Origin of the sequence: Paenibacillus sp. UASWS1643, from assembly GCF_008693195.1 — a bacterium.
GTDB classification, from domain to species: domain Bacteria; phylum Bacillota; class Bacilli; order Paenibacillales; family Paenibacillaceae; genus Paenibacillus; species Paenibacillus amylolyticus_B.
This window is the reverse complement of the sequence record NZ_VXKZ01000083.1, coordinates 17,269-31,475: the sequence shown is the minus strand read 5'-3', so window position 1 is coordinate 31,475 and position 14,207 is coordinate 17,269. Positions and strand designations below refer to the sequence as shown.

At 49.8% G+C, this 14,207-nt stretch carries 13 protein-coding genes, 1 pseudogene and 1 riboswitch; of the genes and pseudogenes, 9 read left to right on the top strand and 5 right to left on the bottom strand.

Features of this window, described 5'->3' with window-relative positions:
- The 3 genes and pseudogenes from FE296_RS32580 to FE296_RS01100 all read left to right on the top strand — a co-directional run.
- A pseudogene (locus FE296_RS32580) lies at positions 1 to 342 on the top strand (phosphoribosylglycinamide synthetase); the annotation flags it as partial.
- A gap of 401 nt (positions 343 to 743) precedes the next feature.
- Positions 744 to 1,718, top strand: coding sequence for a M15 family metallopeptidase (locus tag FE296_RS01105; protein ID WP_150364061.1), 975 nt, complete (start codon positions 744 to 746; stop codon positions 1,716 to 1,718).
- Between the two features lie 232 nt (positions 1,719 to 1,950).
- The gene (locus FE296_RS01100) at positions 1,951 to 2,352 is read left to right on the top strand and encodes a RidA family protein (protein WP_150364060.1); all 402 of its coding nucleotides are present in this window, start codon (positions 1,951 to 1,953) and stop codon (positions 2,350 to 2,352) included.
- Between the two features lie 464 nt (positions 2,353 to 2,816).
- On the opposite strand, the gene FE296_RS01095 is transcribed toward FE296_RS01100, so the two are convergent.
- Positions 2,817 to 3,869: a copper amine oxidase N-terminal domain-containing protein gene (locus FE296_RS01095; RefSeq protein ID WP_190944980.1), complete on the bottom strand. Its 1,053-nt coding sequence runs from the start codon at positions 3,867 to 3,869 to the stop codon at positions 2,817 to 2,819.
- Positions 3,870 to 4,130: 261 nt separating this feature from the next.
- On the opposite strand from FE296_RS01095, the gene FE296_RS01090 reads away from it, so the two are divergent.
- Positions 4,131 to 4,607 (top strand): GNAT family N-acetyltransferase, encoded by a 477-nt coding sequence (locus FE296_RS01090; protein ID WP_124117826.1) that lies wholly within the window; start codon positions 4,131 to 4,133, stop codon positions 4,605 to 4,607.
- Between the two features lie 47 nt (positions 4,608 to 4,654).
- Positions 4,655 to 5,725 carry a Gfo/Idh/MocA family protein gene (locus FE296_RS01085; RefSeq protein WP_076215533.1) on the top strand — a complete coding sequence of 357 codons (1,071 nt, stop codon included), beginning with the start codon at positions 4,655 to 4,657 and terminating at the stop codon, positions 5,723 to 5,725.
- Between the two features lie 90 nt (positions 5,726 to 5,815).
- On the opposite strand, the gene FE296_RS01080 is transcribed toward FE296_RS01085, so the two are convergent.
- Entirely contained in the window at positions 5,816 to 6,184 is a 369-nt protein-coding gene (locus FE296_RS01080) for a hypothetical protein (RefSeq protein ID WP_124117824.1), read from the bottom strand.
- Positions 6,185 to 6,281: 97 nt separating this feature from the next.
- Positions 6,282 to 8,861, bottom strand: coding sequence for a UvrD-helicase domain-containing protein (locus FE296_RS01075; RefSeq protein WP_150364058.1), 2,580 nt, complete (start codon positions 8,859 to 8,861; stop codon positions 6,282 to 6,284).
- A gap of 349 nt (positions 8,862 to 9,210) precedes the next feature.
- Here FE296_RS01075 and FE296_RS01070 point away from each other — a divergent pair, with 349 nt between their 5' ends.
- Positions 9,211 to 10,026 (top strand): zinc ribbon domain-containing protein, encoded by an 816-nt coding sequence (locus FE296_RS01070; protein ID WP_076329699.1) that lies wholly within the window; start codon positions 9,211 to 9,213, stop codon positions 10,024 to 10,026.
- A 73-nt stretch (positions 10,027 to 10,099) separates the two neighbouring features.
- Complete coding sequence (locus FE296_RS01065) at positions 10,100 to 10,906, top strand: TrmB family transcriptional regulator (RefSeq protein WP_150364057.1); 807 nt, start codon at positions 10,100 to 10,102, stop codon at positions 10,904 to 10,906.
- Between the two features lie 269 nt (positions 10,907 to 11,175).
- Here the strand turns inward: FE296_RS01065 and FE296_RS01060 are convergent, their stop codons facing one another.
- Positions 11,176 to 11,829, bottom strand: a complete 654-nt coding sequence (locus tag FE296_RS01060; RefSeq protein WP_150364056.1) for an NUDIX hydrolase — start codon at positions 11,827 to 11,829, stop codon at positions 11,176 to 11,178.
- A gap of 79 nt (positions 11,830 to 11,908) precedes the next feature.
- Between FE296_RS01060 and FE296_RS01055 the strand changes: the two genes are divergently transcribed.
- On the top strand, positions 11,909 to 12,211 hold the full coding sequence (locus tag FE296_RS01055) for a hypothetical protein (protein WP_017690846.1): 303 nt from the start codon (positions 11,909 to 11,911) through the stop codon (positions 12,209 to 12,211).
- A 241-nt stretch (positions 12,212 to 12,452) separates the two neighbouring features.
- Here FE296_RS01055 and mscL read toward each other — a convergent pair whose 3' ends face one another.
- Positions 12,453 to 12,947, bottom strand: a complete 495-nt coding sequence (gene mscL, locus FE296_RS01050; protein WP_124117818.1) for a large conductance mechanosensitive channel protein MscL — start codon at positions 12,945 to 12,947, stop codon at positions 12,453 to 12,455.
- 272 nt (positions 12,948 to 13,219) lie between these two features.
- Positions 13,220 to 13,319, top strand: a riboswitch (purine riboswitch).
- A gap of 299 nt (positions 13,320 to 13,618) precedes the next feature.
- On the opposite strand from mscL, the gene FE296_RS01045 reads away from it, so the two are divergent.
- Complete coding sequence (locus FE296_RS01045; RefSeq protein WP_036613196.1) at positions 13,619 to 14,206, top strand: xanthine phosphoribosyltransferase; 588 nt, start codon at positions 13,619 to 13,621, stop codon at positions 14,204 to 14,206.
- Position 14,207: the final 1 nt, after the last annotated feature.

Genomic DNA, 14,207 nt, shown 5'->3' with positions numbered 1-14,207 from the left:
CTGGGGGCATGGGCGGAGGAACTCGCCCATGATCCCAGCGGCCCCGGCCGCGCAGCGGAAACGGCTGGCCGCCCGCAAGTGCGGGGCGGCGAAGGCGGCGCGGCCGTCGGCGAGTGGATCGCCGAGGCCGCCGCGGACGGCGCCATGCACCAGCCGGGGCCGGGCTTTGGCGCCGTTGAGGTGCGCCTTACGCGGCCGGGCAAGCCGCCGGCCTTGCCGGAGCTGACGGCGCTGCTGCCGGGCGTGCCGGCCACCGCAGGGCTGGATTTGATCCGCGAGCGTGTAGCCGCGCGGATGTGGCAGGCTGTCCAGAAGAAGACGGACAGCCCGGCAACCAAATGATGCACCCATCAGAGCGGGGGAGATCTCAGATCATCCCTGCTTGTTTTTATTGCAGCATGTTGCATTAGTCGATTTAATTCATTTCCCGGTACAAGATGATTTTTGTCTTTATCCAACAATGCTCATTAGTAAAGTGCATCTCGGTATAATCACTTGTTTGCGTATTGGATATATGAAGGCAGATTCCCATTTCACTTCTATTGTGTACAGCACGGGGATGTTGCTCTAAAAGTCCAAAAAACGATCATACGGGCTGTACAGCCCGTATATGTTCATTCGGATCTCTTCTAAAGGACGTCTTTACCGGTGGAGCTTCGCTCCCAATTAAGGTATACTGTCGCAGGGAACACTGCACGCAGAGAACTATATAACATTTATATTATTGCGATAGGAGTTTTTACATGAAATCAACTACAGGAAGACAGCGCCGCATGGTGGTTATGCTGTCCTCATTGATGATATGCGGAGCATTGCTTGCCGCGTGCCAGAACGGTTCAGGTACAGAGGAGAGCCAGAATCCGAATGGAACAGGTAACACACAACAGGAGACGGACGGCACAACGGTTCATTTTACGGAGGATAAAGGAACGGATGGCGACAATGCTGGCGGGGATGACACATCATCTTCTGGCAACAGCGGTGAAGGCACGAATAGCGAGTCTGGGAATGCTTCAGCGGGCGAAGGGCAGGGCTCTTCGGACAATGGGAATGGTGCGACAGCGGAAGATCCATTGCTGGAGAAACGCAGTATCAGCGCACTGCAAACGACAATTGATGCACAATCCGTGGTGACCAATGCCGAGTCTATGACCGTCATTGTGAACAAGCAACGGAGTCTGCCTGACGGGTACGAGCCGAACGATCTGGTAGAGCCGAATGTACCGTTCTCCTTCGACGAACCACACGAGAAGCGGCATATGCGCAAGGAAGCAGCGGAGGCACTGGAGAAGTTGTTTGCAGGTGCAAAAGCGGATGGCATTGAGCTTCGTGCGGTGTCCGGTTATCGTTCATATCAGCGTCAGGTATCCATCTATAACAATAATGTCAAAACCAAAGGTCAAGAATACACGGATCGCGTGAGCTCTGTTCCAGGCCGAAGCGAACATCAGACCGGTCTTGCCATTGATGTATCCAGCCCGAGTGTGGGCAATGTGTTGGAAGAGGTATTTGGCACATCGAAGGAAGGCCAGTGGTTGGCTGAACACGCTGCAGAATACGGATATGTCATCCGTTATCTGCAAGGTGAAGAAGATACCACAGGGTACGTCTATGAGCCTTGGCATATCCGGTACATCGGTACAGATTTGGCACCGGATGTGGCGAAGAGTGGGTTAACTCTGGAAGAATACTTCGATGAGGCTAATATCAAGTTGTAATTTGATGTTTCATCCTTAAAGAAAAAGAAAAGTACTAATTCTTATAAATCCCCGAATGAACCGTCCTTGATCTAACCAATGGGCAATCATTCAGGGGATTTTTTTCTGTGCAATAATGTTAATGGAGTTAAGATAGAATTAAACTTCATTCCATTGTCTGAGATGATGGGGGACTGATATAATTCATGTTTAATCTGAAGAGACAAATACAACCAAAGCGAGGGACGAGAGAATGAGCAGACAGCAGGTTTTTACCGGCTCCCCATGGGAACCGTTGGTGGGATATTGCCGTGCTATCCGGGTAGGGAACCGAATTGAAGTGGCGGGTACAACCGCGATGCAAGATGGTGTAGTTGTTGGGGCAGGTGATCCGTATGCACAGACAAGGTTCGTTTTGCAGAAGATCGAGAATGCACTGAAAGAACTGGGGGCTGACATGTCGCATGTGGTGAGAACCCGGATGTTTGTGACCGATATCTCCAGATGGGAGGAAGTTGGCAAGGCGCACGGTGAATTTTTTGGACAGATCCAGCCTGTAGCCACCATGGTTGAAGTTAGCGCACTCATTGATCCCTTGTTGATGGTTGAGATTGAAGTGGAAGCGATTGTTGAAGATGAAACCCGAGCCGGTTGATTCTGACGGTGAGATTCCTTAGATTTCGGCGGGTGCTTCAAATCCTTGAATAAGACGCCCCAGATTCGTTAGCGTTAACACCGCTTGCTCTTGCATTCAGTATGCAACGTATTTCGTATGCAGCGCACATCGCACGTGTCTGCTCCGGACAAGTTTCAGGTACGCTTCGCTTTGGAGCAAGTTTGAAGACACGATCTAAAAACTAAAAACCAACAAACCAAAAAAAATAACCTTACCGTGCTTGTCAGAAGACAAGCGGATAAGGTTATTTTGAATTGACTTCGCCGCCTGGCCGCACGGCTGCGCTCTTGATGCGCCAAACTCATTACACCGTGCGCCAGGAGCTACATGCGGATGGCTGGTCATTATGATGCTCCACACTCATGACCCCGCGCTAAGCGATGCACATGGTCGTCTGCAACAACATATAACATGTGTTTCAGCCAGACGTTTTTCCAATCGTCTTATTTCGCTTCCAGCTCTGCTGCAGGTGCTTCAACAACCACTTTCCAAGCCGTTCCGATCGGAGGCAGGCTGCGTGTCAGCATAGGGCTATAGAACCCAATCACTTTAGTTCCTTTGGTCAGTTCTTCAGCTTTTACCGTTTCACCTTCGTGGTTCACGAGCATTGTGTCTTTAGCGATATTCAGCACGACATGGTCAGGAGCCGTCTCAGTTAATCGTGTACCTGTGATCTCAATCTGTGAGATGCTGCCTTCAGCTGTTGTTACATTTTCAATCGTACCCGCTGTCCCCAGAACCTCTTTCAATTGTGATTCCGCAGCGTCATCCAGTACAGTAACTGTATAGGTCGGCGTTTGAGGTGGCAGACTGCGAGTAGTGATCAGGGAATGCTCAGCTTCCACGTTCATGCCAATGGCCAGATCAGTCAGTGCAATCTCTTTCCCCTCAACTGAGATGAATTTCGTCTCATCGCTCAGATTGAGCACAATACCATCCGTACCTGCACCGCCAATCTGGATGGACTTATATTTATCCTGGTTCGAAATTCTGGTAATCACACCACGCTCAGTAATCGTCTTCACGTCCTCTTCACTAGAGATCGTCACCTGATTTCCTGTTGTGTTCACTTGTCCATGCAGTACCTTTTCGGCAAAAGAAGCCGGTACATACAACGTGCGGCCTGTGATTTCGGGTGCTGTACCCAGCGTGAGCAACATTTTATTTACGGAATATTGATCTTTGCCTGTGATTACCTGTGTCCAGAGAACACCTCGTGTCAGCTCTGCGGTTTTATTTTCTTTATGCCATTTCAGTTCAATACCCAGTGCTTCGGTAAGATCACGCAGTGGAATCATGGCTACTTTGCCATCCTTGTTCCAATAACCATCGGAGATGGATGCACCATTCACGGATACGTTTACTGCACCAGCTGCGCTACTATCTGCTGAAACGGATGTTTGATGGACTGGTTGTGTGTTGTCCAGTGTTGCTGCATAAGCGGCTCCACCACCCAATGCCATGGATAGGGCCATCAGCGCACTTACTTTTTTCATGTTGTTATTCATCAATATTCATCCCTTCTAATCTTTGTAATGTCGCGGTAAAATCTTCCTTAGGGCCACGCTTCAAGTTAATAGACGGGACAGATCGTCTCAGTGTTGCAGTTGGCACGCAATGAATCTAAGCGGTATGTTAGTTAAGATTTGAAATATCGCTTGTATTGCAGGTTATCCGCAGCAGGATCAGGTTAATTTCAGGTAGGTGGCCAAACCGTTGTCCTATTTCACATTCAAGTACGAGGAGGAACCGATTAGATGAGTGATATGTTAGTAGCGCTATATCGTTTACCGGAGCAAGAGAGTGGACTGAGAAAGCTGGAGGAATCCTCCATTGTGATTCGAAGAGCCATTGCCCCAGAGAAACAGCTTGTACTGGATTGGGTGAGGTCACATTTTAGCCAAGCTTGGGTGGATGAATGTGAGGTCGCTTTTGCACGTCAGCCCGTGTCCTGTTACATCGCCGTTGAGCATGGGAAAATGATTGGATTTGCCTGTTACGAAGCGACATGCAGGAACTTCTTTGGACCTACAGGTGTGAGCCAGGATGCACGCGGCAAAGGTGTAGGCACAGCCCTGTTACTGGCCTGTATGCATGCGATGAAGGCGGACGGTTACGGGTATGCGATTATCGGGTCAGCGGGACCTGTGGATTTCTATGCCCGGACGCTGGGTGCTGTGAAGATTGAAAATTCAACGCCGGGTATTTACGAAGGCATGCTGCGGGCAGACTAGACGATAGTGATGTTGTGGAAGTTGTGGAAAAGGAAGGGAGGACGATGATGAGCACGAAACAAATGCTGCACATTGGTATGATCGGTACAGGATCCATCTCGGATCTTCATATGAGGTGTTACGCCAAAAATGAGGATGCTGTCATCTATGCCATCTGTGATCTGAACGAAGAGCGGGCTAAGGCTGCGGCACAGAAGTATGATGCCCAATCCGTGTACACCGATTATCGGGAGATGCTGGAGGACCCGCATGTGGATGCTGTCAGCATCTGTACCTGGAACAACACACACGCGGAATTCGCCATTGCTGCACTGGAGGCAGGCAAGCATGTGTTGCTGGAGAAACCGGTGGCAACCAATGTGGAAGATGCACTGCGGATTGAAGAAGCGGTGAAGAAGAGCGGACGTACCTTTATCGTTGGATTTGTGCGTCGGTATGACAACAATATGCAGATGATGCGCAGATTCATTGATGCCGGGGAATTTGGTGAACTGTATTATGCCAAAGCTTCCATTCTGCGTCGTCACGGTAATCCAGGTGGTTGGTTCGCTGACAAAAGCCGTTCCGGCGGAGGTCCCCTGATTGATCTGGGCGTACATATCATTGACCAGTGTTGGTATTTGATGGGCAAGCCCAAGCCTGTTTCCGTCAGTGGTAATACGTATCGGAAGCTGGGCAATCGTGCCCATATCGAACATCTTTCTTTTTACAAAGCAGCCGACTACAGCGCCGCTGTGAATGACGTGGAAGATATGGCGAATGCACTCATTCGGTTTGAAAACGGGGCTTCGCTGGCGGTGGATGTGAGCTTTACCCTGCATGCACGGGGAGATGAATCATCTGTGAAATTATACGGTGAGCGTGGTGGGTTCGAATTGGAGCCGGAGACACTGATCGTCACGGAGAAAAATAATACCATCCTGAATATTGAACCTCAGACAGACAATACGGGTCTCCATATTCATAGCGCATTCCAGAACCAGATCGACCACTTTGTGGATTGTTGCCTGAACGGTACAGAACCGATCAGTCCCATTGCGGATGGGGTGGCTTCCACACGTATGCTGTGCGGAATCTACGAATCCGCTGAGAAAGGGCAGGAGATTCGTCTGGATTGAGTCCGGTTTACATGGCAGTTGTCCTTCATCATATTAAAAAGCATGCGTCTTCCGCGTGATCTGCGGTTACGCATGCTTTTTGGCATCAGGTCATTTATTCAGTGGTGAATTCTCGTATCCAGGGTCATCATAATCCGTATCCTGCAGCCTTGGAAGCACGTTCATGCTCTCAATCGCCTGCCGGGTATCCGGCGTGCCATGGTCATACAGAAAGGTGTACAGCAGAGTCATACCATCCGAAAATTGCTCTGTTGCCTCATCGTGGTCTGCCGATTTGTAGGGTACGGGAGCCCGTTGCAATGTGTAGGCATCGTCATCCTCCAGCACCTTCATCAGATCTTTCAATCGGCCCAACTGTTCGTCATCCACCAACACCTCAAAGGGTGTAGATTCGTTCTTGGTTTGCTCAATAAGATTATGAGTTACCGATACATACAGATGTTGTTTGCCGTCCTGCATAATCCAACCCCCATTCTGAAATGGAAAAAAGACGCTTCTACTGTTAATAAACAGCAAAAAGCGCCCTGAAACGAGCTATAACGGTATCCTGTTTCGTTTATTTCCCAAATCTCCCCGTTACGGGCACCTGGCGGGTGCCGGCCTCCATTGATCCTGAACACAGGGGACAGGCGGGAGGGCCTGATGATACCTTCTTGGTTGCTTTTGAAGGCACTGCCGGCTTCTGTCTTAGCCACGCTTTACAGGTGGATGAACTGCACTTCCAGACCGCAACGGTCTCCGTACGCTCAGCATTACCTGAACCTGAAGTGTCCGAATGTGAACTTGAGGAATTCGCAGCTGTCGGACTCACACCCGTGGTGCTGAATGCCTTATGGTTGCGAATCTCCCCACTACCACGCCGTTCACCGAGACGATCCTCATCACGTTCGTTGTGGACCTCAAAGTCTCGACGGTCACTGTGGCTGATGGCACGACGCTGTGCCACATCCCGACCTTCGGAACGGGCACCCGAGCCCGAGCGGGCATACTGTCCATTACCTTTACCATATGAAGTCTGACCGCTCGTCCGGCTCTCCTCACGAGGTTTACGTTTGTCCGGAACTTCCATGCCGAAGGCTTCAAGCAGGAAGCGGGACACATCCGCTGGTTTTCCGTGATGGCTCGCCGGTGAAGTGACATACAAGTACTGCTTGGCCCGTGTGATGGCAACGTAGGCGAGCCTGCGTTCTTCCTCCAGCGCCATGTCCAGTTCGGCGTCTGTCTGCTGCATAGCAAGCGCAGCTTTCTGATCCTCGGGGATATCCTGGCGCAGTGCTGTACTGTGAGGTACAATGCCTTCACTGGCTCCAATCCAGTACACACAAGGGAACTCCAGTCCTTTGGCCCGGTGGATCGTCATCAGCTGTACTGCGTCACTGTCCTGTGCGCGGCGCAGAGATTCCATCTCACGGTGTCTGCGGGAGAGTTCATCCGCGAATTGGATGAACTCTTCTACCGTTTCGAATTTTTTGACGGCAGCTTCGAATTCATCCAGGGTTTCCAGCATCGTTTCCTTATAATGGGTGAAGATGCTGGGATCACCACTTTCCATATACTTGTCGTAGAACTGCCTGCGCATCTCCTGAATGGCGATGATGGGTTTTAGTTTGTGCAGTGATTTGATCAGCTTGATGCGTTCTTTGACCTGTTCCTGCTGGAACGGTTTCAGCTTGTCCCATTTCACCAAATGAATGAGCGGATATTTCTTCGCCTGTTGTTGTTCACAGCGCTGAATCCACTCGAGCCCTGCATCCCGTGATACATAGAGCGGTCCCAGCGCACTTGGGAGAGCATCCATGGCACGTGGATCAAGAGACAGACGCAAATGATCCATCAGGGGTCTGATGAGAGACTGGTCATAGAACACCGGGGAAGCACCGTGCTGTACAAAAGGTACATCTTTCAACACAAGCTGCTCAAATACAGCCCGGCTGCTGCTTGCTGTCCGATGAAGAATCGCAATATCGCGATAGGTGTGCTGCCCTTCTTCAACCTGTTGACACAGCTGGTTTACAACCCATGCCGCTTCTTCCTCCGCATTGGAAGGTGTAGCGAAACGGGGCGCATCTCCACGGTTTCCGGCGGCACGAAGCCGTTTGTCACGTCTGCGTTTATTGCGGGCGACCAGCTCACTTCCGAGTCCCAGTATGCGTGCATCACTACGATAATTGATATCCAGCGTCACAATGCGTGCACCGGGGTATACTTTATCGAATTCCAAAATCGATTCCTGGCGTGCGCCATTAAAGGTATAGATCGTCTGGTCATCGTCTCCCACAACCATCAGATTGCGGTGGGCGGAAGCCAGTTTTTGCACAATTTCATACTGCAGATGATTGGTATCCTGGAACTCATCCACCATAATGTACTGGAAACGCTTCTGAAGCGGCCCCAGAACAGCAGGATCACGAAGCAGCGCGGCTGCCCGTAGTAAAATATCATCAAAATCCATTTTGCCGCGATCCTGCTTCCAGGCTTCGTAACCAAGTAGAACACGCTTGGCATCGCGTTCTTCCTGCGATTTTTCAGGCAGGTCAGTTGTTTCCGATCCTTGCATCTTCCATGCGGACAGCATGGCCAGCAGACTTTCAGGCTGAAAGGCTTCACTCATGCCATTTTGGCGAAGAAGCATCTTCAGCACCGTATGCTGAGCCCGCGACTCGCCAAAGATCTCTTCCTGCACACCGTAATGACGCAGTAATGTCAGCGCAAAAGAGTGAAAGGTGCGAGCCTGTACGGCTCTCGCGGCTGCCGGGCGTATACCTGGCAATGCGGCGATCCGGTCTTTCATCTCGGTGGCGGCTTTGTTTGTGAACGTCACCAGCAGGATACTGCCTGCATGTACGCCGCTGACCTCTATGAGGTAGCCGGCTCTTGCGGCTAGTACAGTTGTTTTGCCACAACCGGCTCCGGCGAGCGTCAGGATCGGTCCTCTGCCGTGACGGACTGCCGAGATTTGTGGTGCGTTTAACTTGATGCCTGCCTCTTCCAGAGAGCGAAAATAAAAGGCATCCTGTTGCTCATTACCCACGAGTTGCCGACTGGTCTCCAGCGGAGCAGACGGGGACTGGGGCAGGGACGCCGCCGGGGTAACCCCGAGCGGACGGGGGTAGAACGTTGAGTTCGGACTTAACATGTTTCATCCACCTCTGTATGCATTCAGGGATAGGACTATCCCGGTTAAAAGTAAACCATTTGCCCTTTTCACAATCGCATTGTAAATTGGTATGATAGAGTTAGTCGCCTAATCAGGCGGTTAAGTATGGTCAAAGCTTCATTATACCCGAACATATGGTCTTGACGAAAGCCCCCGATTTCATCCAGTATCGGTATTAAACGGGCACCTGCACGAGATTACGCAACTTTTTGGCATGATATCGTATAAGTTATATGCCTGAGCATTTTGCATGAAGGATGTAATATGCTAATTTACTACTAAATAGAAATGATAATATTGGTTTTGACGGGACAGAGGAGGAATGGTCATGAAACTGCTTCAGCGCATCAAAGACGGAGCGAACAAAGCAACAGAGCGTGCCCAACACGCCGTTGAGATTGGGAAATTGAACAACCAGATTGTGGGCTTGCAACAGGAACAGGAAGTCCATTTTACAGATATGGGTCGCATCTTCTATGAGGGTTATCGGGCACAGGATATGACGCGTGCGGAAAAAGAAATGGTGGATCTGTCGCAGCTCTGCGACGAATTGCAGGACGAGATTGATGGTCTGCGCAACAAGATTGCACAACTTAAGAACGAACGGTTGTGCGAGTGTGGACACGTCGCTTCCCTGGATGCCAACTTCTGCCCTAAATGCGGACGCAAGTTGGGTGAACTCAAGACAGCAGCGCCTAAAGTAGGAGCAGCAGGAGTCGCAGGAGCCACCACAGCCGCGAGACAGGAGGCAGCTGTAACTCAGACCCAAACTCCGGAGCCGGACTTCTACGATGCGCCACCAGAATTGGAACTGGAGGAAGATGAGCCGTATCACACAGTCATTCCGTCCATAGCCGATCTGGAGACAGAATCGGAATATAACAGTACGGAATTTACCCAGGAAGAAAAGGAAGCATTCGATGCAGAGTGGGAACGCCGCAGAGATGAAGAGATGCAACGGGAACGCGAGCGTCAGCAGGAACTGGACGAACGCATCCGCTACTGGAAAGAAAATAACCCGATTGTGAACACGGTGGACGTACAGACCGAAGTGTCACGCGAAATGGTGAATTGTCAGATTTGTGCAGCCGAGCTGCCCAAAGGTTCGAAGTGGTGCCCGCGCTGTGGTGCTGAACAGATCTGATCTGATGCAGTAGAAGCACTGCCGCATCAGTGTGAGGCAGTGCGGGTTGCTGACAGCATGGGGGGACGGGAATATGGACCAACTGCTGCATCATTTGCGTCATCTCGGGTTTACCGAGATGGAATCTAAAATTATGGTGGAACTCGCCCGTCAGGGATCAGCCTCGGGATATGAGGTTGCGAAGCGGCTGGGCGTGTCCCGTTCCAATGTATATGCGACCCTGCAACGGCTGGAACAGCGTGGGTTCTTGCGGTGTAGTCCGGGGGAGCCGGCGAAGTATAGTGTGCTGAAGCCGGAGGAGATGACACGTATGATCTCCGATCAAATGCGTACCTCGCTGGATTATGTTCAGAGCAGCATGCCCAAGAGTGAACCGGAAAAGCCTGTCTTCTATAACGTCGAAGGGGACAAAAATGTGTTTGAGAATCTGAGCCGTGAATTGGCCGAGGCTCAGCATGAGATTGTTGTAGACGTCTGGCGTGAAGAGGCAGAGCTGCTGCGTAATGACTTACAGCAGGCTGAAGCTCGGGGTGTGCGGCTGTTATGGTCGTGTGATGGTGGTGAAGGCATGCTGGATCAGCCTGTCCCTTGGCCAGGTTTGCCTATGTATGGTGCAGGTAATGGTCGGAAATTTTCCCTGGTGGTCGATCGCCGCTGGTGCATGCTGGGCATGCGTGGGGAATCATGCGCCACACAGGCAGTGGTGACGGAGCATCCGGTAATGACTGGACTGCTGCTGAATCATTTTGCTCAAGAGCTGGTGTTGTACGAACTGGAACAGGATATGGGTGAGGAACTGGAGTCACGCTATGGGCACCGGTACGAAGAAATCTCTGCACGTTATTGGTCTTCTCCATCAGGAGAGGGTGACCAGAGCTAGACAGATCGGCGACTAATTCACCTCAGATGGAGTGAACATGCCAGCACATACGTACCTATCTTGATGAAACGAATACGTGTGTACATAAAGCAGGTGCTGCCCGAAGGCAGGCGCCTGTTTGTGCTGGTTTGAGATATGACAGTGATGTTCGTCACAGCATCTGTTTCCAGTCAAGTCGATAGTAAAGGTATGAAGTTATGCTATTTTTGAGAAAATGAAGCTATGAACATTCGATTGAACTGGATCGGGTTGAACAGGATCCTACATGATCACTCTTTGGGCACGTGATATAGAGCTTCGAGCACATCCGTATAATAAGCTGTACCATGGGGTACAAATTCCGTTGCCCGAATCTCGCGAACGATACGTTCCGGTTCATCAGCTACATGATCACTAGACGGGTGAGTCTGAACTCCGGTAGCTTGAATGACGTCAATCTCATTACGAAACAAAGCGAGTAGATCATCCAGCGGCACTTCATACAGGCTATCCACCTCGCTGGGCTGCAGAACGTAGGCTTCGAGCGGCTGGTTCAGACATAATCCATAGACCGCGCTGAATTCCCGATCTATAAATGGGATACCACGGACCTCTCCTTGGAGCTGCTGTGTAGCTGTGAGTAGATAGGTTAGTGCATCGAAAGATACATGGACACCCAATTCTTCCTCCAGCTCACGACTGGCGTCTTGCAGTTGTTCACCTGCGGTAAGATGGCCTGCTGCTGTAATGTCATAACATCCGGGAAAGGTATCCTTAATATCACGCCGCTGCTGAAAAAGAACCCGTCGTTGGGTGCCTTCGTCACGCACAATCCAGCAGTGGAATGAACAGTGCCAATATCCTTTGGCATGGACCTCGCTGCGTAGTGAAGTGCCGATCCAATTTTGCTGATCGTCATAAATGTCGAAACGTTCTGGGGTCATGAAACGTATCTCCTTATATAGCAGATTTTAAAGTTCAAAATTTCACAAAGTATGTTTTAAACGAAAGGGGAACGATTGTATGGAATGCATTGTACACTTTCAGGTGATTTATCCGCAACCTCAGGAACGTAAAAGTCTTAGAGGACTTATATTTGTAGGGCAAGGTCAGGAACCGGCTAACAGTCAGTTAAGCAGCATGTTTAAGGATATGGGATTTAATGTACGTTTGGAAGATGAGGCCCAATTGTTGTTCAAGCCAGTGGATGCTTCGGCAAACTTTGAATATATTCGCGTGACAGAGCTTGATACTGGGGAAGAAGTTTACAAGGAAGATAAAGATCTGAAGTCAATCCTGGAACATTTGCTGCCACGCCGTTTCTAGTTCATGAGCATGGCTGCAAATGACATTCATGGGGGAGCACGTGTAACACATGTATGTTAGGCACAAAAAAAGGCCCCACCTTTACGGTGGAACCTTCAAACCTTTAAGCTACGCAACCATTGTTAATGAAGCCCATATGGCCAGCTTTTCATACATACACCCTAGCAAGTAAGAGGTTGTCCCCCGCATCAGGATTTATATCCGTAATTCAACTCGGTGCGTCTTTATACGTTCATTGTGATTATGCTAGAGCGCCGGTTCCTTCTGCTTCCAGTTCTGAAGTACAGTGCGAGCAGCGGGTAGCTGCGGCTGGAATTTCAGATAGGCAATACTTGCAAGCCTTGGTCGTTTTTTTCGGCTCGGGCTTTTTGTGTTCTTTGCTTTTGAGATAGTTGATGCCCTTCACAAGCATGAAGATACAGAAGGCAACGATAAGAAAATCAATCATGACGTTGATAAACTGACCATAAGCAATCACAGTAGCCCCAGCTTCGTTGGCTTGAGCAAGTGTGGTGATGTCCTGTCCGTTTGCTGTTTTGATAGCCCCATCCAGGTTGATGATTTTCTGACTGAAGTCGATTCCACCCAGCAGTTTTCCAACCGGGGGCATGATGATATCATTCACAAGGGATGTGACGATTTTACCAAAAGCAGCCCCAATAATGACACCGACCGCCAGATCGATGACGTTGCCGCGGACGGCAAATTCCTTGAATTCTTTAAGTACACCTTTCATGTCTGCATATCTCCTTTGATCATTTCAATTCATAATGTAGGCCGCGTTTCCATCCATTCTCCGTTCGGATCCGCGCTTCCGTTCTCATATTGTACATAAAAAATTGATTCCTATCACCCCCTGTTTGCAAATTAAGACAAGTTTCCGCAACTTCCATGAAAATACTTCTTTATTTCACGCCGCCGATTCGGTATACTTCTAACATTGTCAGTTATGTTTAACCATGTACATTCAGGTTCGCGATCATACATTGTAACGAATCATGGAGCCAAAAAATTAAATATGCCGTTACTCGTATATGTGCAGGAATAGGCCTGCATGTCTCTACCCGATCACCGGAATGATCGGACTACGGGAAAGATGTTGCAATGTTTTGTATGGTTGGCATGAGATCATTCTCAGGCAGTTTGGCTGAAGAACAGGTTCAAGTGGCTTTTATCTGTTTCTGATTACACTGTTTGAAGTTTCTCACAACAGGATTGAACTCCTGTCATTCTGTCCATCCAGCACACTTGCAGCATCCATACGGCTTGTCCATATACGTACAAGTCCGTTTTTCCCGTCTCCGGTTATTCCGCAGCGTGTGAAAAGGCGGGCTTTTTGTTTTTTAACATGCGATTGGAAGAGTGTGTGAGCGACTGTACGGAGGGCATTCAGGGGGAAGAATTGCAATGCAATTGTTAAAAGACAAGGTAAGACAGGAAGGCATTGTCCTGTCTGAACAAGTACTCAAAGTGGATTCATTCCTGAACCACCAGATGGATCCGGTTCTGATGAAGGAAGTGGGCAAGGAATTCATTCGCCGCTTTGAAGGTGAGAATATCACACGTGTGCTAACGATTGAGTCGTCAGGGATTGCACCAGGTATCATGACTGCGTTGGAGCTGAACGTACCGCTGATCTTTGCACGGAAGCAGAAGTCGCTCACACTGACGGAAGACATTCTGGTGGAGAAGGTCTACTCCTTCACGAAGCAGGAAACCAATGAAATCACCGTTGCCAAGAAGTTTATGAAGCCTGGGGATCGCGTATTGATCATTGATGATTTTCTGGCGAATGGTGAAGCAGCATTTGGTCTGGCTCGTATTGTGGAGCAGGTTGGAGCAGAAGTGGTAGGTATCGGTATTGTTATTGAAAAAGCATTCCAGCCGGGAGGTCGCTTGCTGAAAGAAGCAGGATACCGTGTGGAATCGCTGGTTCGCATCGGGGCACTGTCGGATGGACAGGTTACATTTGCGGACGAGGAGGGCACGAACTAAT

Coding starts and splice junctions, on each gene's coding strand:
- FE296_RS01065 (WP_150364057.1), top strand. CDS start 10,100: ATGGACCAACTGCTGCATCATTTGCGTCATCTCGGGTTTACCGAGATG.
- FE296_RS01095 (WP_190944980.1), bottom strand. CDS start 3,869: ATGAAAAAAGTAAGTGCGCTGATGGCCCTATCCATGGCATTGGGTGGT.
- FE296_RS01055 (WP_017690846.1), top strand. CDS start 11,909: ATGGAATGCATTGTACACTTTCAGGTGATTTATCCGCAACCTCAGGAA.
- FE296_RS01080 (WP_124117824.1), bottom strand. CDS start 6,184: ATGCAGGACGGCAAACAACATCTGTATGTATCGGTAACTCATAATCTT.
- FE296_RS01070 (WP_076329699.1), top strand. CDS start 9,211: ATGAAACTGCTTCAGCGCATCAAAGACGGAGCGAACAAAGCAACAGAG.
- FE296_RS01100 (WP_150364060.1), top strand. CDS start 1,951: ATGAGCAGACAGCAGGTTTTTACCGGCTCCCCATGGGAACCGTTGGTG.
- FE296_RS01075 (WP_150364058.1), bottom strand. CDS start 8,861: ATGTTAAGTCCGAACTCAACGTTCTACCCCCGTCCGCTCGGGGTTACC.
- mscL (WP_124117818.1), bottom strand. CDS start 12,947: ATGAAAGGTGTACTTAAAGAATTCAAGGAATTTGCCGTCCGCGGCAAC.
- FE296_RS01060 (WP_150364056.1), bottom strand. CDS start 11,829: ATGACCCCAGAACGTTTCGACATTTATGACGATCAGCAAAATTGGATC.
- FE296_RS01090 (WP_124117826.1), top strand. CDS start 4,131: ATGAGTGATATGTTAGTAGCGCTATATCGTTTACCGGAGCAAGAGAGT.
- FE296_RS01045 (WP_036613196.1), top strand. CDS start 13,619: ATGCAATTGTTAAAAGACAAGGTAAGACAGGAAGGCATTGTCCTGTCT.
- FE296_RS01105 (WP_150364061.1), top strand. CDS start 744: ATGAAATCAACTACAGGAAGACAGCGCCGCATGGTGGTTATGCTGTCC.
- FE296_RS01085 (WP_076215533.1), top strand. CDS start 4,655: ATGAGCACGAAACAAATGCTGCACATTGGTATGATCGGTACAGGATCC.